This is a genomic window from Vibrio quintilis, assembly GCF_024529975.1.
Classification (GTDB): domain Bacteria; phylum Pseudomonadota; class Gammaproteobacteria; order Enterobacterales; family Vibrionaceae; genus Vibrio; species Vibrio quintilis.
In genome coordinates, this window is record NZ_AP024898.1 from 809579 (window position 1) to 833480 (window position 23902).

At 45.2% G+C, this 23902-nt stretch carries 39 protein-coding genes; 23 read left to right on the forward strand and 16 right to left on the reverse strand.

Annotated features, from left to right (window positions below; genetic code table 11):
* The first annotated feature begins 198 nt into the window (after nt 1-198).
* From OC443_RS22110 to OC443_RS22170, 13 genes are read left to right on the forward strand one after another with little or no spacing between them, the layout of a single operon-like run.
* On the forward strand, nt 199-1023 hold the full coding sequence (locus tag OC443_RS22110) for a major capsid protein P2 (RefSeq protein ID WP_073579382.1): 825 nt from the start codon (nt 199-201) through the stop codon (nt 1021-1023).
* Nucleotides 1024-1034: 11 nt separating this feature from the next.
* Nucleotides 1035-1337, forward strand: a complete 303-nt coding sequence (locus OC443_RS22115) for a hypothetical protein (RefSeq protein WP_370738713.1) — start codon at nt 1035-1037, stop codon at nt 1335-1337.
* A 10-nt stretch (nt 1338-1347) separates the two neighbouring features.
* Nucleotides 1348-1509: a hypothetical protein gene (locus tag OC443_RS22120; RefSeq protein ID WP_200796864.1), complete on the forward strand. Its 162-nt coding sequence runs from the start codon at nt 1348-1350 to the stop codon at nt 1507-1509.
* Nucleotides 1506-1715: a hypothetical protein gene (locus OC443_RS22125; protein ID WP_073579383.1), complete on the forward strand. Its 210-nt coding sequence runs from the start codon at nt 1506-1508 to the stop codon at nt 1713-1715. The genes OC443_RS22120 and OC443_RS22125 overlap by 4 nt, the downstream gene beginning before the upstream one ends.
* Nucleotides 1712-2125: a hypothetical protein gene (locus tag OC443_RS22130; RefSeq protein ID WP_073579384.1), complete on the forward strand. Its 414-nt coding sequence runs from the start codon at nt 1712-1714 to the stop codon at nt 2123-2125. The genes OC443_RS22125 and OC443_RS22130 overlap by 4 nt, the downstream gene beginning before the upstream one ends.
* Nucleotides 2125-2838 (forward strand): hypothetical protein, encoded by a 714-nt coding sequence (locus OC443_RS22135; RefSeq protein WP_073579385.1) that lies wholly within the window; start codon nt 2125-2127, stop codon nt 2836-2838. Before OC443_RS22130 ends, OC443_RS22135 begins: the two co-directional genes overlap by 1 nt.
* Before the next feature lie 3 nt (nt 2839-2841).
* On the forward strand, nt 2842-3450 hold the full coding sequence (locus tag OC443_RS22140; RefSeq protein WP_073579386.1) for a hypothetical protein: 609 nt from the start codon (nt 2842-2844) through the stop codon (nt 3448-3450).
* Nucleotides 3447-3974 carry a hypothetical protein gene (locus tag OC443_RS22145; protein ID WP_073579387.1) on the forward strand — a complete coding sequence of 176 codons (528 nt, stop codon included), beginning with the start codon at nt 3447-3449 and terminating at the stop codon, nt 3972-3974. Before OC443_RS22140 ends, OC443_RS22145 begins: the two co-directional genes overlap by 4 nt.
* A complete protein-coding gene (locus OC443_RS22150; protein WP_159440294.1) occupies nt 3967-4131 on the forward strand; it encodes a hypothetical protein in 165 nt (54 codons plus the stop codon). Before OC443_RS22145 ends, OC443_RS22150 begins: the two co-directional genes overlap by 8 nt.
* Nucleotides 4124-4714, forward strand: coding sequence for a hypothetical protein (locus OC443_RS22155; RefSeq protein WP_073579388.1), 591 nt, complete (start codon nt 4124-4126; stop codon nt 4712-4714). Before OC443_RS22150 ends, OC443_RS22155 begins: the two co-directional genes overlap by 8 nt.
* A gap of 24 nt (nt 4715-4738) precedes the next feature.
* Nucleotides 4739-4960, forward strand: a complete 222-nt coding sequence (locus OC443_RS22160; RefSeq protein WP_073579389.1) for a hypothetical protein — start codon at nt 4739-4741, stop codon at nt 4958-4960.
* The gene (locus tag OC443_RS22165; protein ID WP_200796865.1) at nt 4960-5118 is read left to right on the forward strand and encodes a hypothetical protein; all 159 of its coding nucleotides are present in this window, start codon (nt 4960-4962) and stop codon (nt 5116-5118) included. Before OC443_RS22160 ends, OC443_RS22165 begins: the two co-directional genes overlap by 1 nt.
* The gene (locus OC443_RS22170) at nt 5111-5263 is read left to right on the forward strand and encodes a hypothetical protein (RefSeq protein ID WP_159440295.1); all 153 of its coding nucleotides are present in this window, start codon (nt 5111-5113) and stop codon (nt 5261-5263) included. The genes OC443_RS22165 and OC443_RS22170 overlap by 8 nt, the downstream gene beginning before the upstream one ends.
* Before the next feature lie 25 nt (nt 5264-5288).
* Here the strand turns inward: OC443_RS22170 and OC443_RS22175 are convergent, their stop codons facing one another.
* On the reverse strand, nt 5289-5543 hold the full coding sequence (locus OC443_RS22175) for a hypothetical protein (protein WP_073579390.1): 255 nt from the start codon (nt 5541-5543) through the stop codon (nt 5289-5291).
* A 198-nt stretch (nt 5544-5741) separates the two neighbouring features.
* On the opposite strand from OC443_RS22175, the gene OC443_RS22180 reads away from it, so the two are divergent.
* A complete protein-coding gene (locus OC443_RS22180) occupies nt 5742-6452 on the forward strand; it encodes a hypothetical protein (protein ID WP_073579391.1) in 711 nt (236 codons plus the stop codon).
* 37 nt (nt 6453-6489) lie between these two features.
* Here OC443_RS22180 and OC443_RS22185 read toward each other — a convergent pair whose 3' ends face one another.
* Both OC443_RS22185 and OC443_RS22190 read right to left on the reverse strand, forming a co-directional pair.
* Complete coding sequence (locus OC443_RS22185; RefSeq protein ID WP_073579392.1) at nt 6490-6741, reverse strand: hypothetical protein; 252 nt, start codon at nt 6739-6741, stop codon at nt 6490-6492.
* A 102-nt stretch (nt 6742-6843) separates the two neighbouring features.
* Nucleotides 6844-7227: a DUF3653 domain-containing protein gene (locus tag OC443_RS22190; protein WP_073579393.1), complete on the reverse strand. Its 384-nt coding sequence runs from the start codon at nt 7225-7227 to the stop codon at nt 6844-6846.
* A gap of 254 nt (nt 7228-7481) precedes the next feature.
* On the opposite strand from OC443_RS22190, the gene OC443_RS22195 reads away from it, so the two are divergent.
* Nucleotides 7482-7829, forward strand: a complete 348-nt coding sequence (locus tag OC443_RS22195) for a hypothetical protein (protein WP_073579394.1) — start codon at nt 7482-7484, stop codon at nt 7827-7829.
* Between the two features lie 55 nt (nt 7830-7884).
* Here OC443_RS22195 and OC443_RS22200 read toward each other — a convergent pair whose 3' ends face one another.
* Together OC443_RS22200 and OC443_RS22205 are read right to left on the reverse strand one after the other, a co-directional pair.
* Complete coding sequence (locus tag OC443_RS22200; RefSeq protein WP_073579395.1) at nt 7885-8139, reverse strand: bacteriocin immunity protein; 255 nt, start codon at nt 8137-8139, stop codon at nt 7885-7887.
* Between the two features lie 3 nt (nt 8140-8142).
* Entirely contained in the window at nt 8143-9498 is a 1356-nt protein-coding gene (locus OC443_RS22205; protein ID WP_073579396.1) for an S-type pyocin domain-containing protein, read from the reverse strand.
* A gap of 109 nt (nt 9499-9607) precedes the next feature.
* On the opposite strand from OC443_RS22205, the gene OC443_RS22210 reads away from it, so the two are divergent.
* Nucleotides 9608-9814 (forward strand): hypothetical protein, encoded by a 207-nt coding sequence (locus OC443_RS22210; RefSeq protein WP_143169178.1) that lies wholly within the window; start codon nt 9608-9610, stop codon nt 9812-9814.
* Nucleotides 9815-9889: 75 nt separating this feature from the next.
* Complete coding sequence (locus OC443_RS22215) at nt 9890-10090, forward strand: hypothetical protein (RefSeq protein WP_073579397.1); 201 nt, start codon at nt 9890-9892, stop codon at nt 10088-10090.
* An 83-nt stretch (nt 10091-10173) separates the two neighbouring features.
* Here OC443_RS22215 and OC443_RS22220 read toward each other — a convergent pair whose 3' ends face one another.
* From OC443_RS22220 to OC443_RS22230, 3 genes are all read right to left on the reverse strand, one after another.
* Nucleotides 10174-10932 (reverse strand): helix-turn-helix domain-containing protein, encoded by a 759-nt coding sequence (locus OC443_RS22220; protein ID WP_073579398.1) that lies wholly within the window; start codon nt 10930-10932, stop codon nt 10174-10176.
* A 144-nt stretch (nt 10933-11076) separates the two neighbouring features.
* The gene (locus tag OC443_RS22225; protein ID WP_073579427.1) at nt 11077-11346 is read right to left on the reverse strand and encodes a hypothetical protein; all 270 of its coding nucleotides are present in this window, start codon (nt 11344-11346) and stop codon (nt 11077-11079) included.
* 29 nt (nt 11347-11375) lie between these two features.
* The gene (locus OC443_RS22230) at nt 11376-12935 is read right to left on the reverse strand and encodes a phage/plasmid replication protein, II/X family (RefSeq protein ID WP_143169180.1); all 1560 of its coding nucleotides are present in this window, start codon (nt 12933-12935) and stop codon (nt 11376-11378) included.
* A 136-nt stretch (nt 12936-13071) separates the two neighbouring features.
* Between OC443_RS22230 and OC443_RS22235 the strand changes: the two genes are divergently transcribed.
* Both OC443_RS22235 and OC443_RS22240 read left to right on the forward strand, forming a co-directional pair.
* A complete protein-coding gene (locus OC443_RS22235) occupies nt 13072-13500 on the forward strand; it encodes a hypothetical protein (protein ID WP_073579400.1) in 429 nt (142 codons plus the stop codon).
* A 609-nt stretch (nt 13501-14109) separates the two neighbouring features.
* Complete coding sequence (locus OC443_RS22240) at nt 14110-14457, forward strand: hypothetical protein (RefSeq protein WP_073579394.1); 348 nt, start codon at nt 14110-14112, stop codon at nt 14455-14457.
* 55 nt (nt 14458-14512) lie between these two features.
* Here OC443_RS22240 and OC443_RS22245 read toward each other — a convergent pair whose 3' ends face one another.
* Both OC443_RS22245 and OC443_RS22250 read right to left on the reverse strand, forming a co-directional pair.
* Nucleotides 14513-14767: a bacteriocin immunity protein gene (locus OC443_RS22245; RefSeq protein ID WP_073579395.1), complete on the reverse strand. Its 255-nt coding sequence runs from the start codon at nt 14765-14767 to the stop codon at nt 14513-14515.
* 3 nt (nt 14768-14770) lie between these two features.
* Entirely contained in the window at nt 14771-16126 is a 1356-nt protein-coding gene (locus tag OC443_RS22250) for an S-type pyocin domain-containing protein (protein WP_073579396.1), read from the reverse strand.
* A 109-nt stretch (nt 16127-16235) separates the two neighbouring features.
* On the opposite strand from OC443_RS22250, the gene OC443_RS22255 reads away from it, so the two are divergent.
* Together OC443_RS22255 and OC443_RS22260 are read left to right on the forward strand one after the other, a co-directional pair.
* Complete coding sequence (locus OC443_RS22255; RefSeq protein ID WP_143169178.1) at nt 16236-16442, forward strand: hypothetical protein; 207 nt, start codon at nt 16236-16238, stop codon at nt 16440-16442.
* Between the two features lie 75 nt (nt 16443-16517).
* Nucleotides 16518-16718 carry a hypothetical protein gene (locus tag OC443_RS22260; protein ID WP_073579397.1) on the forward strand — a complete coding sequence of 67 codons (201 nt, stop codon included), beginning with the start codon at nt 16518-16520 and terminating at the stop codon, nt 16716-16718.
* An 83-nt stretch (nt 16719-16801) separates the two neighbouring features.
* On the opposite strand, the gene OC443_RS22265 is transcribed toward OC443_RS22260, so the two are convergent.
* From OC443_RS22265 to OC443_RS22275, 3 genes are all read right to left on the reverse strand, one after another.
* On the reverse strand, nt 16802-17560 hold the full coding sequence (locus OC443_RS22265) for a helix-turn-helix domain-containing protein (RefSeq protein WP_073579398.1): 759 nt from the start codon (nt 17558-17560) through the stop codon (nt 16802-16804).
* A gap of 144 nt (nt 17561-17704) precedes the next feature.
* The gene (locus tag OC443_RS22270) at nt 17705-17974 is read right to left on the reverse strand and encodes a hypothetical protein (protein ID WP_073579427.1); all 270 of its coding nucleotides are present in this window, start codon (nt 17972-17974) and stop codon (nt 17705-17707) included.
* Nucleotides 17975-18003: 29 nt separating this feature from the next.
* Nucleotides 18004-19563: a phage/plasmid replication protein, II/X family gene (locus OC443_RS22275; RefSeq protein WP_143169180.1), complete on the reverse strand. Its 1560-nt coding sequence runs from the start codon at nt 19561-19563 to the stop codon at nt 18004-18006.
* Nucleotides 19564-19699: 136 nt separating this feature from the next.
* Between OC443_RS22275 and OC443_RS22280 the strand changes: the two genes are divergently transcribed.
* Together OC443_RS22280 and OC443_RS22285 are read left to right on the forward strand one after the other, a co-directional pair.
* Nucleotides 19700-20128, forward strand: coding sequence for a hypothetical protein (locus OC443_RS22280; RefSeq protein ID WP_073579400.1), 429 nt, complete (start codon nt 19700-19702; stop codon nt 20126-20128).
* A 1201-nt stretch (nt 20129-21329) separates the two neighbouring features.
* Nucleotides 21330-21482, forward strand: coding sequence for a hypothetical protein (locus tag OC443_RS22285; RefSeq protein WP_159440296.1), 153 nt, complete (start codon nt 21330-21332; stop codon nt 21480-21482).
* Nucleotides 21483-21527: 45 nt separating this feature from the next.
* On the opposite strand, the gene queF is transcribed toward OC443_RS22285, so the two are convergent.
* The 3 genes from queF to OC443_RS22300 are packed head-to-tail and all read right to left on the reverse strand — an operon-like array spanning nt 21528 to nt 23810.
* The gene (queF, locus tag OC443_RS22290) at nt 21528-22349 is read right to left on the reverse strand and encodes an NADPH-dependent 7-cyano-7-deazaguanine reductase QueF (protein ID WP_073579402.1); all 822 of its coding nucleotides are present in this window, start codon (nt 22347-22349) and stop codon (nt 21528-21530) included.
* A 17-nt stretch (nt 22350-22366) separates the two neighbouring features.
* On the reverse strand, nt 22367-23218 hold the full coding sequence (locus OC443_RS22295; RefSeq protein ID WP_073579403.1) for a queuosine precursor transporter: 852 nt from the start codon (nt 23216-23218) through the stop codon (nt 22367-22369).
* Nucleotides 23211-23810, reverse strand: a complete 600-nt coding sequence (locus OC443_RS22300; protein ID WP_073579404.1) for a helix-turn-helix domain-containing protein — start codon at nt 23808-23810, stop codon at nt 23211-23213. The genes OC443_RS22295 and OC443_RS22300 overlap by 8 nt, the downstream gene beginning before the upstream one ends.
* Nucleotides 23811-23902: the final 92 nt, after the last annotated feature.

A 23902-nucleotide genomic window follows, 5' to 3' on the forward strand; every position in this document is an offset into this window, starting at 1 on the left:
GTTAGGTATCGAAGCCGTTTCCACCTGTATCAATAAAGCCGTCCGATGTTGGACGGTTTTTTTATTGAGGTAGAAATGAAATTAGACGGAAAGAACATTGCAATCATTGCAGCGATTGCGGCTGTCGTCGCCGCTGGCGTGGTCTGGTCATCAAACAACGTCGATGCCGTTGAAGACGTGCTGAAGTAAGGGGGTGATATGAGTTCAGTCATGAAATTAAATTCATTTACCGGGGTAGGTTATGGGGAAAAAGCAACGCTGACTATCCCCACCGGGCCGGTTTATGAAGAAATATTTTTAGAAACCAACCTGACGCCAGCGCAAATCAAACGTGTTTCCATCACGCTCAACGGTGACGAAATCATTGTTCTGGATGGCGCGCTGATGCGGGCGCTTGAAGCTTATAAGGGGTTAAGTTCAACAGAGGGGTTTTATCATATCCCACTGGCTGATATTACCGCGAAAACCAAAGTCGGTATGTATTACACGGCTCTTGTTACAGAAACCGGCGATAACATCATCCTTGAGGTTGAAATTGCGGATACGTCCGGTGATAACGCGCCGGGTATTGTATTGAAGGGGCATGCAACTGTTTCGACCCGGAAAACATCACGCCGGATTATTGTCCCGCAAATTAAACGCCAGACCATGCAGGCGACATCAACCGAAAATGAATTTCTGGATTTGGTGTCCGGGCCGTTGATTTCCGTTCGCCGGATGCACTTTTTATCTGACAAGGTGAATGCGCTGGAAATTCACCGTGATTGCACCAAGGTCTACGATACCACAAGAGTTGTAGAACAAATGCGCGCTAAACGCAACCGCCGCTTCTGGCAGTCCGGGATGTATCACTTTGACCCGATTATGCGCTGTTTCATGATTTCGGAGCTGTTTAAAACCGCACATACCGATGAGCTGAAATTTACGGTGAAAACTGATGAGGCTGTGGGTTCTATCCCTATCGTTGTTGAATCAGTGAAAGTAGTTCAGCCTGCGTTGTTGCCTGAATTATTCCGGAGCTAAGGAGGGGCGTTATGTCATGGTCACTTGGAGAAATGGCAGATGATGCCCTTGGTTGGGGAAGCGGATTGCTTGATAACGTCAGTGAAACGTACGACTCACTGGTTGATTCGATGACCCGCGACGATGCCGGGGTAAACGCCAATACGCAACCGCAATCAACCAAACAGGCAGACAGTCACGGCAATGCCGTGACTGGCAGCAGCCAGCAGCAGACCACACAGCAGCAGAGTACGGATAAGACCCTGATTTATGTCGGGGGTGGTGTCGCTGCGGTGTTGGTTCTGGGGCTGTTTGTGATTGCGCTGAAGAAATAAGGGGGAGCGGATGCCATTAATTTATCTTGTTCCCCTGATGGCCGGAGCAGCCGGAACGCTGGGCTTTGGTGCCGGGTTCTGGTCCGGCTCAAATGCGACAAAATTACTGAAGCTGGCCGCGCTTGGTGGCGGCGGTTATCTCGCTTACAAGTATGTGAAGGGGGCCAAATGATACCGGGAATAGGTGGAGGTCTGACAAACAGCGGTTCAATGCCAATCAGTGCAGCCGGTGGCGCAGCAGGCCCGAGTACAGCAAAAGGCCAGAATGATATCGGCGGTATTAAGAACGGCGCTATCAATTTCGGTGGGGGTGCATCGTCATGGTTGCCTTGGGTTGCAATTGCGGCGGTTGCAGTTGTATGGGTGATGAAGAAATGAATTTTACATTAATCCGGCCCGGACGGGCCGACATCAACACGCAATTTTCATTGCTTCGTCCGGCGTTTAACGGGGTTCCGGCGGCGAAATATGAATATCAGTTTTGCTGTGAAGCCGTGATGAACCGCCGGGCCAGTCTGTACCAGTTGAAGGGGCCGGGGGTATCCGTCCGCTTTGCCGGATATGTCACTGATGACAATCAGTATCTGATTCTTGCCATGACAGGCCGGGGATTAAAACAGGCCGCGCCACATATCATTGATGCGGTGCGCTCACAGGGTTACGAAACCATTAAATATCATACCGTCCGGCCCGGTATGACCCGGTTATTAAGGTCATTTGGCTTTACGGTGGTGAAAACATCCGGGCATGAATCTGTATTAACACTCAATCTTGGAGGGCTGCACTGATGGGAGGCGGAGGAAGTTCAAAAAGCAGTAATACCACAACCAATACCAACACGAGCGGAACCAGTGCCATATCCGGCGATAATTTGGGGGTGGTCATCAGTGGTGCGAACAACAGCACACTGAATGCGACCATGACAGACCAGGGCGCTATCAAAGCAGCGGCAGACATCGCCGGGGCTGCGATTAAAGGCAATTCGGCGGCGGTCTCCAATGCACTGAATTTTGGTGAAAGTGCGCTTGATTTCGGCTCTGATGCACTCAAATCAAATCAGAAGGTCACACATGATGCACTGGACTTTGGGTCTGATGCACTGAAATCGAATCAGAAGGCGTTGGACAGTGCGTTTTCATTCGGTCAGTCATCTGTCAAAGCGGCGCTTCAGTCCAATGAAAGCACCGTGAAACGGGCTTTATCAACAGCTCAGGAATCATTTTCTGATGCATTAGATTTCGGCACCGACGCCGCCAAACGTCAGACTGAAACCGCAAAATCAGCGATGGATAATCTGAGAAAGAACAACTCAGAGACGATTAATGCGGTGAAGACAATGGCGAACCAGACCAACGAGAACGCCAGAGCGGCGTTAACAATGGCCGGAAATACGGCACAGCGTAGTCAGACGGGTTCTTCATCGGACATGATGAAGGTTTCTCTGGCTGTGGCTGCGGCGTTCGGTGTGGCCATGATTGCGATTGTAGCCATGAGGAGATAACTGATGATTATCAAACCCAATCACCAGACATCAATAGCCGTGGGCGGGAAGGGGCGTTACCTGATTGTCCGTTCCACATCTGCCCCGGTGTTTATCTCTGCCGACGGCCTGCGCCCGCAACGGCTCCAGACCGGGGACCGGATTAATGTCGAGCAGTTCAATCAAATGTTTGTAGAGCATCGCCAGACCAGTGATGTGAATTTTGACTATCAGATTTCGGATTTGGAGCACAAACCGGCGGCAACGGATGACATTGTGATTCGCCGGATTGTAGAGCCGATTCAGTTTGAAGCACATGTGTCGGTCAATGACGGGCTGAAGGTGCAGGAAATCACCCCGTCACTGATGACGGCACTGGATGATGTGACGTTACCACCGGGGCAATCTGTCCGGCTGACGGCCGGGGGCTTTCGTCAGGTGACGGTTCAGGTGATTAGTGACGAACTGACCCCGGTCAGAATCGGCGGGGGGACCGTGAGCGCAACACGCGGCCTGTTAGTGCTCGGCAGCAAATCCGCGATTGGTTCACTCAGTGTTGATTTTTCCGGGGCGGTGCATGCGTACAACGCCAGTGATAAAACCGCAAAACTAACCATTGTGGGGGTGAAATGAATATTACCAGTGCAATAGATTTATCCGCTGATTTTGCGGCGCTGGCTGAGAAACTCGCGGCAACTCAGACAGAGATGCAGAGCAGCCAGAGCGCTTTATCAGAAGCGGTCACAGAAAAGCTTGATGCAGTGAACACAAATGTCACTGAATCACTCAGCTCTGTCAGTGAGCAGACATCGACAACACTCACACAGACCAGAACAGCGCTTGAATCGGCGATTGAATCAACAAAAACGGCTGTTGCAGCGACAGAAACAGCGGTGATTGCTGCTTGCTCCGATTCAAGAACAAAAGTTCTGACGGCCATCAGTAATCACAGCGTGATACGACGCATTTATAAAATCACAACCAAAACAAGCAGAACTATCACTATTCCATCGGTCAATCCAGCGAAAACGTTTGTAAACGTGAATGTAGAGGACTCAGCAGGATATGCCGTCTTAACCTCAGCAACAACGCTGAATCTGACCCGGATTGGTTCAACTGATAAATGGATGAGAATACAGGTCATTGAATATGTTTAGTGTACAACTTGATGAAAACAATATTGTTGTCGGAGTGATGTCATTTGCGCCTCAAGTGCCTAATCAAATTGCTGTACAGGCATTTGACGATAGTTTGATTGGCAAGCAATACATCAACGGCCAGTTCACAGAGCCGGAGCCAGCAAACAATGAATAAATGGGTGTTGTTCAGTGCTGCGGTGTTATCGCTGGCCGGTATTGGCTTTGTCATGTACCGGGCCAGTACCGGCAGCACAGCAACAACCGAAGGAGGAAATACAGTGAAATCAAATCAACCGCGCGGCGTTCGCAACAATAACCCGCTCAACATCCGGGACAACGGCACTGACTGGCAGGGCATGTGCACAATCAACAATGACCCGTCATTCGTTGAATTTGAATCCGCTGAATACGGATTCAGGGCCGGAGCGCGAATTCTGCGCACGTACTACAGGAGCGGATACAAAACCCTGTCACAAATGATTACCCGATGGGCCCCGGACAGCGAGAACGATACGGCGGCATATATCCAGAACGTGAGCAACTGGACCGGCATTGCACCCAATCAAACGGTCGATGTCTACGACAAGAACACGTTATCAAATGTGTTGCTTGCCATGAGTCGGCAGGAGTGCGGCCAGTATTACGATATCGGCACGGCCAGAGACGGAGTAATGCTGGCTGAGTGTTACCACCAAATTTTATTTACAAAAAATAGCGCTGTCGGTCGCCGGGGCGATTGTTGCAGCGTACACAATTAAATATCTGAAAAAGGGCGGTTTATTATGAGTGATTTTTTAAAAGACAAACTGAGTATTGATATCAGTCAGCCATCGACTCAAAAAGGGCTGGCACTGCTGGGCGCGGGTGCAGCGCTGGCAATGGGACACCCGGATTTACTGACAGCCAGTGTCACGGATTCAGGCGTACAGTATGGCGGGATTATCGGAACCACAGTCCCCGTTCTGCTTGGGTTATGGGAAACACTGCGCAATGAGTTTAAATAATGGCAGATTACCAGACGTTAATTGTTGCCGGAGTCAGTGCGCTATTCAGTGGTGTTGGGGTTGGCGTGACGCTCAGAACGGATATCAGCTGGATTAAGCGGATACTCGATCAACACAACACCCGGATCACCCAACTGGAGAAGGAGAGTCATGGCTAAATCAATGACCGTTCGTCAGGCTGGCCGGAAAGGTGGCAACGCAACCAAACGGAAGTGGAAAACCAATAAACGTTTTGCTGAAGCCATGAGAAAAAAACTCAGTGCAGCAGGAAAGAAAAGTGCCAGAGTTCGGAAGAAAAAATGATAATGATTAAAGCCCCGGAAGGGGCTTATGAATTACGTACTTTAGCATTATTGTTGTTCAGCTTTCTTTTAGCCTTTATACGTATTATTTCTAAGTCACTGATAAAAGCATTCACAAACTCATCAATTTCAGTCTCACTTGCTAATTTGTTGGAAAGTGGAACTTGTCCATCATGTGTAATAACAATAGTCACCTCTTCATTAATACGTGGATCACCTTTCTTCCATCTATCAAGTTTTCCAATAACGTCCAATATATCTAATGTCATTTTCTGGCTCATATGTTCACCTAGAAATAAATTGCTATCAGAAAAGTGTTATAGCAGCTGCTGCAGAAAGATTTAGTGATAGCAAAATAGCCACAATTGTTCCTGGGAGCGCTTAGTTTCTGATAGCACTTGCTGAATTATGTTATATGAGTATAGTTGTCATCCAACTCAGTTAACAAAAACATATAGAAGTAAATAAAGGAAATAATAATGAAATTACAGTTAGGTGTTAGTGCATTGGTTTTATCGTCTGTTCTTACTGGCTGCGGCGGTGGTGATGGAGGAACGACAACTTCAACATCTTCAGTATCTGGCTTTTCAAAACACAACGGAATTTATGTAAACACTGATGATTTAGCGGTCATGCTCATTGACAGCACCCGATCTGCTCATAACCTGATTGTCGGAGACTTTGCCGGAAACAGTGTCTATTTTACAGATAGTGGCACGGTAGAAAACAACGATACTTATAAAAGTAAAGGTCTGACTTATACAGATGAAAGCTCTTTTCTTTCCAGCTCTTCACTGGAGTTAACCGCAACATTTACAGATACAACCGCCACATTAAACGGGACTGTTAATAATAAGAACGTCGTATATTCGTTTGATAAGAGCAGTGATTCGAAATCTTTAGATGAAATCACAGGAACATATACCGATTCAGATTCAGGGGCAGTATGGACAGTCGATTCGGGTTATCTGGCTATTAATGGCGACTGTTTAATCTCTGCCAAGCTGACCCGTAACGGATCATATTTCAATCTGACAGAAATTAACGCCAGTAACTGTAACGATTCATCATTTGATGGACAATATGATGACGGCGTTCTGATGACAATTAAATATCAGGACCATGATTATCTGGCCGGAATCATGGGAAATGACGAAGCAATCATGTGGGGCCGTGTCGCTATCAACTAAATCACCAGAACAAAACCCCGTAATCATAAGCGGGGTTTTATTTTTCTGACAGCATTCTGAGCGAGTCCAAACCGGACAGAACGGAGAAGGTCGCCGATTCATATTCTCGTATCTGTTGCCGGGCCATTAAAAGCTCTTTCTTTAATCTTTCTATTTCATTATGCATTTGGGGAACATCGTTCGCCGCCTTCAGAACCGCTTTAGTCCCGGCAGCTTCATCATAATATGCTTTAATATCTTCGATGATTTGATCTTGTTGTTCATTAGTGCGGATGGTGAGAGTACCCATAATCTTAATTTGCCAGCAAAAAAGTGATAATTAATTTTATCCGGGAATATTTTTGCCAGCAAATTGTTTATTCCGGAAAGCCGGCCAGGTTAACTTTTGCTATCAGCGTCTGAAACGTTTTTTACTCCTCATCAGTAACGCATAGCTATCATTAGATTCAGTATTCTTTGGTATATTCAATTCCAAAGCGGAGAACTCGCGGCCTGATGGTGTGATCAGATTTTCCCCCTTGATTTTAAATCCGCACCAAGGCGAGGTTGTAGGGAGAAAACCCCGGTGACGAATTAGCAAAAGCCGGGCTTGAGCAACAGGCCAATGATTTGTCTTCTTGAAACGGTACAGAGAAGAAACTGAACATCCCAAATAATCAGCGGCTTCTTCCATAGAATCGAATTCATACAACAAAATATCAGTTAACTGACGGTTGAAAACACCACACCGATGCAATTCATCACGTAATTTGATTTGTTGTTTTAGTTTTTTCATGTGACATACCTCAAATAATCATCAAAAAAATAGAAATTGATGATTTTGAGCGTTAGAGGGGAGTAATTTACTCTAAAGCTCAAAATCAGAGGTAGTATGAATGTAGATGTAGTGACACAAAGATAAATAATGTATCAGTTCTGAGATAACATCTTGAAAAGGCTCATTATATATATTTAACATAACGCATATAATGCGCACTTTTATGGAATGGCCTGTATGTGTTAAGGTGCACTTTTTATCAGAGGTTATTTATGACGGCTGTTCATTTTAAAGGTGATTTCTGTGCTATCAATGCATTTAAACCAGATGCCTGTACGCTTAATGGTGTCCGGAAAATCCACCGGATAATTAATCTGTTTCAGATTCTGGACGATTCTCTGATGGGACTGCCTGTCTTTCAGATTTTTAATACCAGAAAAAAGACCCACACCGAATATAATATTCCGGTCTGTGACTGGCATCTTCTGGCTCTGGCACTTAGCGGACTGAGTGATTCTGTCCGGGCCCGGTTGAAAAATACAGCAGATAAACTGGCAGAAATTTCAGAAAACAAAGCTGATGAAGATTTTTGGAAATGTGTCTCTGATGCACTGGGATGATGATTTTGCAAAACAATCCCCGGAAATCCGGGGATCAGATACAGGCCGGTGTATATTATTCTTTAAAACCCGGTAAACCTTGTGAGTTTCGCCATGCTTTAACAATCTCAACAATCCTCTCTGGTGTGGCATCTGCCGGGTTATCCGGATAGTAAATTAAATCTGAGCCATCAGGATGTTCAGTTACAGAAATAAAGTTTTCTAAAAGTTCATCCTGATAGGCATCTGAACCTTGGGCTTCAATGATTTCATTCAGTAAATGGCAGAAATCACTTTCTGAATATTCACTGATAGTTGCTTTTAAATCCATGACTTATCCTTTGTGTATATCTATATGATTTCTTGGAGTATTAACCTTGATGTTATCTACATCATAAACTTTACCGCCATGTTGGATTTCTTCAACATGATGAAGTTCAAATGAACGTCTCCCGCCAACGGTATCCCTAAATCTGGCACGAGGTGCTTTACCTTCCTTCATCCGGGTTATGTTTGCTGGGATAAACTGACTTGATAACTGGGCATCTTTAGATACCTCAATCCAAAACGCTTCCCTGAACCTGTCAAAGTTACTAAACCGGCGTCCCCGGAGCTTATCCGCGATCTGCGACGGAACCGGTGAGCCCAGTTCTTCACCGGCTTTAGCCAGCCAGATCCCGGTGATATCTTCTCCCTGCCCGGTCACAACACCCGGCTCATCTCTGGGACTTTCCTTAAAGACCACATACAAAGGTGGTAATCCGGTATCTGCCGGAAAAACCAGAATATAATCTTTCAGGTCCGCATCAGCAACCGGGGTAATATACGTGTTATCAAATTCTTTGCCCTGATCGGCCTGCGGATGTATCCAGATATCATGTGACTCAAGCTCAGGAATTGGGTTGATCAGAATCGGTTTACCGCCAAAATCACCGCTGATTGGAACCCATTCAATGGTTAAACCTTCTTCCAGTGTAACCAAGAATTTATCACCGCTGGCTGTCACTGTACGTCTGGGGATTGCATCACCGTCAACGTGATAACCGTAAACATGCCCTGCATCATCAACCCGTAAGCGAATATTGGTTTCTATCATGTCACGCTGACGAATGTCATCTTCACTGTAAAGCGTGCCGTCACCCATTTTAGCGGGTACGAACGCGGCCAGTATTCCGGCCCGGCCAATGACTTTCATTGCCATATCCGGCAGTGTTGCCAGTGCTTCCCCTGTAATATGGGATAACATCAGCTCTTCACTGCCCTGAGCGACCGCTGCCGCATAAGCGCCATACTGACCAATCGCCGCCAGTGATTCACACAGAACGCCGGTTTCACAGCTACCTGCCGGAACCTGTGCTGATTTAGCAAAAATTTGCGCAAGCGTCCGGGGTTTTTCCGGTGCTTTGGCTACCGCCTTTTTACCGGCTTTTTTTTCAGCTTTGCGGGCCTGAAGCATTGCCATTGTTTTTTCAGCTTCAAGCCAGTTCTGTTTTCTCTGCTTTTCTAACCGCTCTTTCACCGTTGGCTTGCGGGGTTCAGGTTTTGACGGTGGTGGTGACTGACTGCCCCCTGAAGCAAACGACCCAAAGCCTTGTCTTCTGCCAAATCCCGGTGGTGTGCCAATATCCGGGTGTGTCAACAGTGGTGTATCAACTAACCACTTTCTTTCCTCATCATCATAAATAGACATAAACTGCTGTTAACCTTCTGACATATTTTTATGGTTGTTATTGAATAAAACAGGGCGCGTATTATATGCATTAGAGGTGATATCAGGCAAACAGGAAATTGCCTGACCATTGACTCAACAAACCCCTACATTCTACACTACGCATGCACTGACACATTCAGTGCCGGGCGTAGGAACCCCGCAACGAACCACATGGCGTATAAAACGCCAGCACATCATGCTGGCTTTTTTATATGTAGCTTCGGCACATCTGTACTATGGTGAGCTGGACAGGGGCGCTTCGGCGCGCCGTTTCCATGTGGGCGGTTGTTCCTAACCCTGTTTCAGCTCACCACCCAAAGCGTAGGAACCTCTTGTGTGGTGAGATTTACTAAACACATGGAGGATATTTATGTTTGAAACAATTGAGTACGATGCTGAACTTGCTCAGAAGGCCCGCGAGCATTTACGCCGGTCTGAAGAAACTTTTCTTACCGAGTCACGGCTGGATAAGCAGGAAAAACAGGCTATGTACGAAGTGCTGTTGTATCTCAATAATCTGATCACAACGCATTACACCCGGTATCATGAAGTTGTTAATGCAGTAGATTAATCTCTGTCTGAACCGCTCTTCAGCGGCTCAATCAGTCCGGACAACTAAAGTAAAGCCCCTTCATCTGAAGAGGCTTTTTTTGCTTACTCAATGACTTTTCCGGACACCTGCCCCAGTTCAGGACGGGTCTGGCCATTCAGTACACTTTTATCATTGAGATGCTCCATCATCCTGCTGAGGAGACGGGCATTATCCGACTTCTCCGGTGCCTGACCATAACTCAGTTCAAACAGGCCGGGGGCCTGTAATTTCATCAGACGCAATTGCTGCAAGGCAAGCAGTGCCTGATATTTATCGGCCCTGTCATCTGCTGCCTCGCCCCAGAAGCCACAACATCCGGCAAACTCCCCTTTTTGGTCTGCTTCAAAAAGACCGGTCAGCAGCTTTGCAGTCTGCCGGTAATCCGTGGCTAACTGCTGATTTTCCGGCGTATCAGCCACCGCCGGGACCAAACTGATTTGCACCTGCTGTGTGGTTGCTTCGTGAAAATAGTGATGGTTCATCATGATATCATGAACACTGTCAATCAATCCGGATAATGCCTGTGCGGTTGCACCGTTGTCACGATCAAGGCATGACTGCACATCAGATTTCGCCTGTTGATATTGCTCTGTGATGACTTCTGCATCCGGCTCCTGTGGCGATTCAAACGAATAGCCCCTTTCCTCATAAAAAGCTTTGAGCGTATTTCTCTGCCGGTTGTCGAGTGTGGTTTTTTCCTGCTCGAACTGACTCAGATAATTGCGGTTAATGCCGGTCATTTTAGAGACAGCGGAAAGACTCAGGCCAACGGTTTGCCGGGCTTCAAAATACCAGACGCCAGTGATTTTATTTGGATTCATTCAGGGTTATCCTCTGTTTGTCTGAAGGGAATGACATGCGACAGCATGCCATTATGAAAACAGCATGAGCCTTGTCAGAATAAGACTTCATGCAAAGATGGTCTGCCACCGCATTCAACTGTTTTCCGGTGGCACCGGGAATATTTAGCTGCTCAGGCCAACCACCCATGTCTGACTAAAATTATTAGGTTTGGGTTCGACGGTAACATTCACTTCTGTCAGGGGTTTCACCTTTTCAAACTGGTCAATGCATAACGGGTCAATATCTAAATCCCGCTCAGAATAACCGAACCCGGACAACGTCATATTGGGTGTGTCAATGGTTTCAACCGGCACTGCAAAATGAATTTTATTCATCTCGTAAGGTCTGCCCTGCCCCTTGTTTGAAATGCCTTTACGCTGGCTGATGCCCATAAAAATTACTTTCATTCGTGAGATTCCTTTTAAGTTTCCGGGGACAACCGTTTCCCCGTACTGACCGGGGTCAGGCTGTCCGTAAATAAATCGGGGGTATGATCATGTGTCGTCAGCACCATTTCACCATCCGGCCAGATCACCAGTGAGATCGCCCTGCGCGGACTGACCGGAACAGGATGGCCGTCTATCAGTGCATCGATATCAATGTCCTGCTGAAGATTCAGTTTCCGGCGAAGCAGTTCGATCGGGTCTTCTGCCAGACCAACCACATGTGCAAGCCGGGGTGATACGCCATAAGTAATCGCCAGATAAGATAAATCACTGCGATCCTGAATCGGTGACTGAGGTTCCTGATAGCCTTCAGGACGCTGATGATCAAAATCAAAAGTCAGCACCTGCGCCAGTGGCATGCGCTCACCGTCTTTCAGGTTCTGCAAATCTGCTTTGGAAAACCCGACAGCCATCAGATCTTTCATATTCCGGTGAAGTGTTGCTTTTGAAGTATGTGCTTTGATTTCGTCATAACCCCGGTCACACAGCGTCATATAGAAACGGAACAGCCGATCAGCCTTGGCATAAGAGATATTTCCTTTCGGGGTCAGCGTGCTGTACGCATCCCGCAGCAAACACTTGATTTTGTGTTCGTTGTACAATTCCAGCTCTTCACCCTGAAGGGATTCAAGCAGATCATGAAACAGTGTCTTAAACATCCATTCACAGAAGCGGTAGCCGTTTTTCGCCTCAAAGTTTTCCGCATGCCGGATCACATGCCAGAGATTACAATTCCCGGCATGCTTCTGGATAAACCGTTTCTTTGCCCGGCCCTCAAAACGGAGACGGTTGGCGGCGAATGCCTGTAGTTCAGGACTGGACAGCTCATCAATCACCCGTTGAAAACGCTCTGTATTCCCTTTCTTTGCCCGTTTTTTCAGATCATTGAGCTGGTATTCAATTTCGTCGTGTTTGGTATAAATACACAATTCGAATGAACGCCCCGCGCCGGGGTTCGCTTTGGTTGCCCGGTTAAAATACAGCGTGGTCTCGTAGTCAGAATTGCGTGCCGGTCTGACATAACGGTTAGAAACATTACTCATCTGTTTGATGGCCTGCCGCATGATATCCGCGTTAGCGCATTTAACTGAGTAAGTGCAGTCGATCCGGGTCAGCTCTGCCAGCCCGATATCCAGTAAATCCCATAGTTCAGGCTGTGCCGTTTGCAATGAATCAAGAATATATTCACAGCACAGGCGGAAATCTTCAGAACCATATACGTTATGACCCTGCATGACTTTGGCCGGTGATGCTTTAATCTGTAAATAACCCCAGTACACATTTGCTCTTGGCTCTGCATCGAATACTTTGCAGGCAATATCAGTATAAGAGGACGGGATTTTTGACCACGGATGATATAAATCATCAGTTCTGACTTCTTTATGATCATTGACCACAGAGAATTCCACATTGCCACAGGCTATTTTCAGCTCTGTTTTTTCTGCCAGCTTCGCATAATCAACAAAACCACAATCACCCATCTCGATGATCGCGTCCTTTTTCAGAGGAATGTTGATGTTGAACATGTCTATCAATGCGAAACCCTGTCAAGTATCAGAATGGTAACTTTTTCAGTTTCATTTATGATACCAAACAAGACTTTCCAATTTCAACCAAAAAGTTACACTAATGATACTTAAAGTATCACCGATTAAACTATGGGGTATAATCATGAGAAATATTTGTCATGGAATCAGAACAATGATTGATCCGGAAATGGCTGAACGTATCCGCCTGATAATCAGGGAAAAAGGTGGCTATGATCAGTTTAGTGAACTCACACAAATTAACCGTCAGACACTGCTTCGGATAGCAACAGCAAAAACTGAACCTAAAATTGGTCAGGTCATGGCAATTGCGACAGAATCAGGGGTTGATATCAAAGATATTGTCTATGGAAAAGAAACGAATGATTTTCTTCAGTCTCTACATGAAAGCGAAGATCGAAGTGACTTTTATTCAGCCATCAGCAGCCTGAGAAAGAAAATGAGCGATAAAATGGCTCAAATAGAGCTGGAACAGGTTGAAATACAAAGAGATTATGACAAAAGATTGCAACATCTGGAAAAAGAGATACAGGCACTCAGAGAATCAAAATGAAACCATAAGCCGCTATTAAAGTACGTGGCTTATCAGCGCTCGGGCACCCACCCCGCGAGGACGCGGGGCCCCCTCCCGGGCGCTGAACCATCCGGGGTTCCAGTCGGATAAGACGCCTTTACCGCTGTCAGTCTCTGCGAGGCTGGCTTAGCAGGATGGGAGATTTCAGAACAATCAGGAACAGGGGCAGACTAACCGCGCCCCTTTCATATCACCATACAATTTGACTCTTTCCGGGGCTTGGTGCTTCGTTCGCCGGGAACGGCTCACTTTTCCCTGCGGGGCTAAAAACAAAAAAACTCCGGTATGTTAAAAAAATGACATACCAGAGCTTTCTACTAAAAAAGGCGGGTCCCAGGATGAAATTTACAGAGGTTTATTCTGGAATTCTGCGCATTATAGCAATTATGTTACGGGCTTCACTTGCAAAGCGATTCTCTTTCCTGTCATGTACGCCGCAAGCGGCGACAATGAGAAAGTCTCTCGCCCACCCTTTGCCGCGCTCAGGCCTTGGCAGACAAACCCTCAACATAATTCCTGATCATATAATGCGCACTTTTATGGAATGGCCTGTATGTGTTAAGGTGCACTTTTTATCAGAGGTTATTTATGACGGCTGTTCATTTTAAAGGTGATTTCTGTGCTATCAATGCATTTAAACCAGATGCCTGTACGCTTAATGGTGTCCGGAAAATCCACCGGATAATTAATCTGTTTCAGATTCTGGACGATTCTCTGATGGGACTGCCTGTCTTTCAGATTTTTAATACCAGAAAAAAGACCCACACCGAATATAATATTCCGGTCTGTGACTGGCATCTTCTGGCTCTGGCACTTAGCGGACTGAGTGATTCTGTCCGGGCCCGGTTGAAAAATACAGCAGATAAACTGGCAGAAATTTCAGAAAACAAAGCTGATGAAGATTTTTGGAAATGTGTCTCTGATGCACTGGGATGATGATTTTGCAAAACAATCCCCGGAAATCCGGGGATCAGATACAGGCCGGTGTATATTATTCTTTAAAACCCGGTAAACCTTGTGAGTTTCGCCATGCTTTAACAATCTCAACAATCCTCTCTGGTGTGGCATCTGCCGGGTTATCCGGATAGTAAATTAAATCTGAGCCATCAGGATGTTCAGTTACAGAAATAAAGTTTTCTAAAAGTTCATCCTGATAGGCATCTGAACCTTGGGCTTCAATGATTTCATTCAGTAAATGGCAGAAATCACTTTCTGAATATTCACTGATAGTTGCTTTTAAATCCATGACTTATCCTTTGTGTATATCTATATGATTTCTTGGAGTATTAACCTTGATGTTATCTACATCATAAACTTTACCGCCATGTTGGATTTCTTCAACATGATGAAGTTCAAATGAACGTCTCCCGCCAACGGTATCCCTAAATCTGGCACGAGGTGCTTTACCTTCCTTCATCCGGGTTATGTTTGCTGGGATAAACTGACTTGATAACTGGGCATCTTTAGATACCTCAATCCAAAACGCTTCCCTGAACCTGTCAAAGTTACTAAACCGGCGTCCCCGGAGCTTATCCGCGATCTGCGACGGAACCGGTGAGCCCAGTTCTTCACCGGCTTTAGCCAGCCAGATCCCGGTGATATCTTCTCCCTGCCCGGTCACAACACCCGGCTCATCTCTGGGACTTTCCTTAAAGACCACATACAAAGGTGGTAATCCGGTATCTGCCGGAAAAACCAGAATATAATCTTTCAGGTCCGCATCAGCAACCGGGGTAATATACGTGTTATCAAATTCTTTGCCCTGATCGGCCTGCGGATGTATCCAGATATCATGTGACTCAAGCTCAGGAATTGGGTTGATCAGAATCGGTTTACCGCCAAAATCACCGCTGATTGGAACCCATTCAATGGTTAAACCTTCTTCCAGTGTAACCAAGAATTTATCACCGCTGGCTGTCACTGTACGTCTGGGGATTGCATCACCGTCAACGTGATAACCGTAAACATGCCCTGCATCATCAACCCGTAAGCGAATATTGGTTTCTATCATGTCACGCTGACGAATGTCATCTTCACTGTAAAGCGTGCCGTCACCCATTTTAGCGGGTACGAACGCGGCCAGTATTCCGGCCCGGCCAATGACTTTCATTGCCATATCCGGCAGTGTTGCCAGTGCTTCCCCTGTAATATGGGATAACATCAGCTCTTCACTGCCCTGAGCGACCGCTGCCGCATAAGCGCCATACTGACCAATCGCCGCCAGTGATTCACACAGAACGCCGGTTTCACAGCTACCTGCCGGAACCTGTGCTGATTTAGCAAAAATTTGCGCAAGCGTCCGGGGTTTTTCCGGTGCTTTGGCTACCGCCTTTTTACCGGCTTTTTTTTCAGCTTTGCGGGCCTGAAGCATTGCCATTGTTTTTTCAGCTTCAAGCCAGTTCTGTTTTCTCTGCTTTTCTAACCGCTCTTTCACCGTTGGCTTGCGGGGTTCAGGTTTTGACGGTGGTGGTGACTGACTGCCCCCTGAAGCAAACGACCCAAAGCCTTGTCTTCTGCCAAATCCCGGTGGTGTGCCAATATCCGGGTGTGTCAACAGTGGTGTATCAACTAACCACTTTCTTTCCTCATCATCATAAATAGACATAAACTGCTGTTAACCTTCTGACATATTTTTATGGTTGTTATTGAATAAAACAGGGCGCGTATTATATGCATTAGAGGTGATATCAGGCAAACAGGAAATTGCCTGACCATTGACTCAACAAACCCCTACATTCTACACTACGCATGCACTGACACATTCAGTGCCGGGCGTAGGAACCCCGCAACGAACCACATGGCGTATAAAACGCCAGCACATCATGCTGGCTTTTTTATATGTAGCTTCGGCACATCTGTACTATGGTGAGCTGGACAGGGGCGCTTCGGCGCGCCGTTTCCATGTGGGCGGTTGTTCCTAACCCTGTTTCAGCTCACCACCCAAAGCGTAGGAACCTCTTGTGTGGTGAGATTTACTAAACACATGGAGGATATTTATGTTTGAAACAATTGAGTACGATGCTGAACTTGCTCAGAAGGCCCGCGAGCATTTACGCCGGTCTGAAGAAACTTTTCTTACCGAGTCACGGCTGGATAAGCAGGAAAAACAGGCTATGTACGAAGTGCTGTTGTATCTCAATAATCTGATCACAACGCATTACACCCGGTATCATGAAGTTGTTAATGCAGTAGATTAATCTCTGTCTGAACCGCTCTTCAGCGGCTCAATCAGTCCGGACAACTAAAGTAAAGCCCCTTCATCTGAAGAGGCTTTTTTTGCTTACTCAATGACTTTTCCGGACACCTGCCCCAGTTCAGGACGGGTCTGGCCATTCAGTACACTTTTATCATTGAGATGCTCCATCATCCTGCTGAGGAGACGGGCATTATCCGACTTCTCCGGTGCCTGACCATAACTCAGTTCAAACAGGCCGGGGGCCTGTAATTTCATCAGACGCAATTGCTGCAAGGCAAGCAGTGCCTGATATTTATCGGCCCTGTCATCTGCTGCCTCGCCCCAGAAGCCACAACATCCGGCAAACTCCCCTTTTTGGTCTGCTTCAAAAAGACCGGTCAGCAGCTTTGCAGTCTGCCGGTAATCCGTGGCTAACTGCTGATTTTCCGGCGTATCAGCCACCGCCGGGACCAAACTGATTTGCACCTGCTGTGTGGTTGCTTCGTGAAAATAGTGATGGTTCATCATGATATCATGAACACTGTCAATCAATCCGGATAATGCCTGTGCGGTTGCACCGTTGTCACGATCAAGGCATGACTGCACATCAGATTTCGCCTGTTGATATTGCTCTGTGATGACTTCTGCATCCGGCTCCTGTGGCGATTCAAACGAATAGCCCCTTTCCTCATAAAAAGCTTTGAGCGTATTTCTCTGCCGGTTGTCGAGTGTGGTTTTTTCCTGCTCGAACTGACTCAGATAATTGCGGTTAATGCCGGTCATTTTAGAGACAGCGGAAAGACTCAGGCCAACGGTTTGCCGGGCTTCAAAATACCAGACGCCAGTGATTTTATTTGGATTCATTCAGGGTTATCCTCTGTTTGTCTGAAGGGAATGACATGCGACAGCATGCCATTATGAAAACAGCATGAGCCTTGTCAGAATAAGACTTCATGCAAAGATGGTCTGCCACCGCATTCAACTGTTTTCCGGTGGCACCGGGAATATTTAGCTGCTCAGGCCAACCACCCATGTCTGACTAAAATTATTAGGTTTGGGTTCGACGGTAACATTCACTTCTGTCAGGGGTTTCACCTTTTCAAACTGGTCAATGCATAACGGGTCAATATCTAAATCCCGCTCAGAATAACCGAACCCGGACAACGTCATATTGGGTGTGTCAATGGTTTCAACCGGCACTGCAAAATGAATTTTATTCATCTCGTAAGGTCTGCCCTGCCCCTTGTTTGAAATGCCTTTACGCTGGCTGATGCCCATAAAAATTACTTTCATTCGTGAGATTCCTTTTAAGTTTCCGGGGACAACCGTTTCCCCGTACTGACCGGGGTCAGGCTGTCCGTAAATAAATCGGGGGTATGATCATGTGTCGTCAGCACCATTTCACCATCCGGCCAGATCACCAGTGAGATCGCCCTGCGCGGACTGACCGGAACAGGATGGCCGTCTATCAGTGCATCGATATCAATGTCCTGCTGAAGATTCAGTTTCCGGCGAAGCAGTTCGATCGGGTCTTCTGCCAGACCAACCACATGTGCAAGCCGGGGTGATACGCCATAAGTAATCGCCAGATAAGATAAATCACTGCGATCCTGAATCGGTGACTGAGGTTCCTGATAGCCTTCAGGACGCTGATGATCAAAATCAAAAGTCAGCACCTGCGCCAGTGGCATGCGCTCACCGTCTTTCAGGTTCTGCAAATCTGCTTTGGAAAACCCGACAGCCATCAGATCTTTCATATTCCGGTGAAGTGTTGCTTTTGAAGTATGTGCTTTGATTTCGTCATAACCCCGGTCACACAGCGTCATATAGAAACGGAACAGCCGATCAGCCTTGGCATAAGAGATATTTCCTTTCGGGGTCAGCGTGCTGTACGCATCCCGCAGCAAACACTTGATTTTGTGTTCGTTGTACAATTCCAGCTCTTCACCCTGAAGGGATTCAAGCAGATCATGAAACAGTGTCTTAAACATCCATTCACAGAAGCGGTAGCCGTTTTTCGCCTCAAAGTTTTCCGCATGCCGGATCACATGCCAGAGATTACAATTCCCGGCATGCTTCTGGATAAACCGTTTCTTTGCCCGGCCCTCAAAACGGAGACGGTTGGCGGCGAATGCCTGTAGTTCAGGACTGGACAGCTCATCAATCACCCGTTGAAAACGCTCTGTATTCCCTTTCTTTGCCCGTTTTTTCAGATCATTGAGCTGGTATTCAATTTCGTCGTGTTTGGTATAAATACACAATTCGAATGAACGCCCCGCGCCGGGGTTCGCTTTGGTTGCCCGGTTAAAATACAGCGTGGTCTCGTAGTCAGAATTGCGTGCCGGTCTGACATAACGGTTAGAAACATTACTCATCTGTTTGATGGCCTGCCGCATGATATCCGCGTTAGCGCATTTAACTGAGTAAGTGCAGTCGATCCGGGTCAGCTCTGCCAGCCCGATATCCAGTAAATCCCATAGTTCAGGCTGTGCCGTTTGCAATGAATCAAGAATATATTCACAGCACAGGCGGAAATCTTCAGAACCATATACGTTATGACCCTGCATGACTTTGGCCGGTGATGCTTTAATCTGTAAATAACCCCAGTACACATTTGCTCTTGGCTCTGCATCGAATACTTTGCAGGCAATATCAGTATAAGAGGACGGGATTTTTGACCACGGATGATATAAATCATCAGTTCTGACTTCTTTATGATCATTGACCACAGAGAATTCCACATTGCCACAGGCTATTTTCAGCTCTGTTTTTTCTGCCAGCTTCGCATAATCAACAAAACCACAATCACCCATCTCGATGATCGCGTCCTTTTTCAGAGGAATGTTGATGTTGAACATGTCTATCAATGCGAAACCCTGTCAAGTATCAGAATGGTAACTTTTTCAGTTTCATTTATGATACCAAACAAGACTTTCCAATTTCAACCAAAAAGTTACACTAATGATACTTAAAGTATCACCGATTAAACTATGGGGTATAATCATGAGAAATATTTGTCATGGAATCAGAACAATGATTGATCCGGAAATGGCTGAACGTATCCGCCTGATAATCAGGGAAAAAGGTGGCTATGATCAGTTTAGTGAACTCACACAAATTAACCGTCAGACACTGCTTCGGATAGCAACAGCAAAAACTGAACCTAAAATTGGTCAGGTCATGGCAATTGCGACAGAATCAGGGGTTGATATCAAAGATATTGTCTATGGAAAAGAAACGAATGATTTTCTTCAGTCTCTACATGAAAGCGAAGATCGAAGTGACTTTTATTCAGCCATCAGCAGCCTGAGAAAGAAAATGAGCGATAAAATGGCTCAAATAGAGCTGGAACAGGTTGAAATACAAAGAGATTATGACAAAAGATTGCAACATCTGGAAAAAGAGATACAGGCACTCAGAGAATCAAAATGAAACCATAAGCCGCTATTAAAGCTAGCGGCTTTTTAACTTTCGGGCACCTCACCGGGGGCCCTGTCTGGTTATCGTCCCTCCCAATAATCCCTGATGAATTTCCATATTGCTTTTATGATCCAAGACAATAATACTTGTACTAACATCTTTAAAAATTTTCTGAGTATCTTCTTCAATCTATTTACTCCAGTTAAGATTAAAGGTGTTATGCCCCTGTGATAAGTTTGCAGACCTACAGAGGGGCATCCCTTTCCGAAAAAACAGCTTAGAATGCTTTTTCAATTCTTTCACCAACACAAAAATGTTTTTATAAATAATCGCAGCCAGTATCACCGATAGCATTGTGCATAGGGAGGGTTAAAAAATTTCCCTCCAGTTATCAGGATAACGCTGGGATTGATTTTGCAAGGTTAGATTTGAAAATATTTTAGCGGCTAAAATTTTGTGATGGATTCGGTCTGAAATGATTTCAGATACCCTCTCCGGATATGGTTTAAATGCCGTTTATATACCATTTAAATATCGTTTAAATCTGCATGCCTGGAACAATCTTCATCCCGGCCAGTCGCTAATATTCCATATCCTGATATGTAATATTGCACTTCCATTGTATATCCGGATTTACAATCATCAGGAATCAAACCACTTCAGATATCATTCACTGACGCGCCCGGTTTACTTTGCAGTCACAAAAAATTAGGGTGATGGGGCTTGTCCCCTTGCTTTGCGAACTGCAAGCAAGCTTACAGATTCACAATCCAAGGCTGAACTGATCCCGGATAATTCCGGGTTATTCCGTTTAATTCCGTATCAGCAAACGCAAAACGGTAAGCCGGAAACCGTTTCTTTATTGCATTTATCCGGGTTGAAGCTGCGCACTTGGATGGTTTACCGATGGCAGGTACTGCGCAAAATAAGGGAAGGTTTGCGCATTATAGCAATTATGTTACGGGCCTCACTTGCAAAGCGATTCTCTTTCCTGTCATGTCCGCCGCAAGCGGCGACAATGAGAAAGTCTCTCGCCCACCCTTTGCCGCGCTCAGGCCTTGGCAGGCAAACCCTCAACATAATTCCTGATCATATAATGCGCACTTTAATGGAATGGCCTGTCAGGCTGTCGGGCAAGTTTTTGTCCCGTAATTTTGTGTGTTAAGGTGCACAACTTCACAATAATAATTAACTGACGTCAGAGGTTTTTTACATGGCCGTAGCCAGCCTCAAAGGTGCTTTTAAAAATCTGGACGTATCCGCCTTAATAGCTTGGTACGAAAAACAAGGTAGCGTTGCACCGTTTGATTTTTTCGACTTTTTAGTACAGTACCCAGAGTTTCAGCCTCTGGAACAAAAAAAGTAATCCCTCATATCAGCCGGGCTACCTGCCCGGCTTCTTTAATGAGATTTACTGCCTATATTCTCTTTCAACACACATTTCATGCTCAAAGTCGCTTCTGAATGGATTAATATCCAATCCACCGCGACGTGTATAACGGGCAAAAACTGTCAGTTTTTCAGGAGAACAACAGCGTTTAATGTCAGAGAATATTCGTTCAACACATTGCTCGTGAAACTCATTATGTTCTCTGAAGGAAATGACGTAACGGAGTAATTTTTCCCGGTCTATTGCTTTGCCTTTATACCTGATATATACACTTCCCCAGTCCGGCTGGTGTGTGACAAGACAATTTGATTTGAGCAAATGAGAGCACAGGTTTTCTTCTGCTAATAATTCTGATGTTGAATTCATCAGAATATTCTCATCGTATTCATAGGAATTAACTTCAATATCTAAGTCATCAACGCATTCAAAGGTAGCCTCTGCCCGGGGTGAAAAATCCTGATTCACATCCAATAATTTGACTTTTACATCGCCTTCCGCGGCTTTACTTAAATCCCGGATTAACATTGAAACAAGCTCTTCTTCAGAGGCGATCCGTGTCTGGTTCAAACTATTCAGATAAAGCTTAAACGATTTAGACTCAATCAGGTTGACACTGTCACTGGGAATCATAAATTCTGCCACGGCAACTTTGGGCTTTCCTTTTGAGTTCAGCCAGGATAACTCATAACCGGTCCATAAATCGTACCCGGAAAAACAGTTCTGCTGGCATTCAGTAATATTTTTCCTGCCGAATTCCCGCGGAATGGGATCCAACAGGTCAGGTGCGTATGTTGAGATATAACTTGTCTTTTTTCCAAGATTTTTTGAATATGCAGTATTCATAATTGTCCGTTAAATAACTAACCGTTAATATATTTATTAAATATTTTTCGTACACCATAAATAGGCCCGATACCTGCTATGGCGTACACAGATTTCACAAGAACCTGGCACAGGAACATATTAAACATCACTGAAGTGCTAAGTACACTGTGAAATGCTAAATAGACGAAAATAGCACTGTCAAAGAGTGATGCAAAGAAAGTACTGAAAAATACCCGTATAATCAGACGCTCACCATTAGTCAATAGTTTGATTTTTTGTAATAAGTAAGCGTTGATATTCTCTGAGATGAAATAGGACAGGATAGAGGCAACAAAGACTGAGTTTATCCCGTCTACAATCAACTTGTAACTCTCATTCATTGTTTCCCATTCACTGATTGTTGGTGCGTAACGGGATAGATTCAGCAACATCAGAAAACAGATATTAATGACAGTCGATAGCACAATTGCAGTTCTGGCCATTCTCAGACCATAAAATTCATTCAAAATATCAACTAATACAAATGAAATCGGATATAAAAAAATCGCAAACGGGACAACAAACCCACTTCCGACTTCAATCGGCTTAACACCACTAATGTTAGATAAAGTAAACAACGCTGAAAGCATTGTGGTGATCATTGCAAATGTGATCCAGTATATCTCTTTACGTTCCTTGATCTCATATGCTCCTTTAAAACCTTTGGAACTATATAGCTTCCGGCAAACTTCTTTCGTTTCCGTATGATTTAAGTCATCTGCAACTGTCGTATTAAATATTTCTGCTAACGGAATCGATAGCTGTTTCCCGGTCGCCAGCACCATTACGTTCGCTACCTGCTCCGGATGTTTGCTGAAACCAATAAGTTTATACTTTTTATTATGCATGCACCCTTTCCTCTCTGATACTGCCAACCAGTATATCTTGCTCCTTCATCACATACTCCGCCGGTACAATTTTGACTTCTGCGTGAGGACATAAAATCACCAAATCATCAATATGATCTCTTTTAAACCGTTCAATCACCAACAAACTACCGACATCATAATCATCATGTATTTTCTTTGTGATTTGCAGACCAATAATATTAGTGCCTTCTGAGAAATAGTATGTGGAAGGATAGTTGACAATTAACTCACCAATATAACCATTCAAATTGTCAATTAGCTCAACTTCCGTTAATACAGGAATACATAATGGATTTTTATTTCCATCGGTTGAAATAAGACTGTTTTTATATTCAATTGACTCTAAACACCCTTCCTCAATAACTGAGCAGGTTGTGCCAAAGAAGTTGGCGATTTTTTCAATAGTTTGAGTCTGAATTCTGTCTACTTTACCATCAAGAATGTTATATAAGGTTGTCCGAGTTATGCCGGTTCTCTCTGAGAAAGACTTTTTTGTTTCATTACGACTTTTAATACCATAGGAAAGATTGCTTTTAATGTTATCAATTCTGTCCTTCTTACTAATTTTCATTCCTTCACCATACTATACACTGAAAGCATTGATATTTTGCACAGATTAAATTTTGTGACAAAGGTCAAATTTAAGACCATCAAGACTGAACA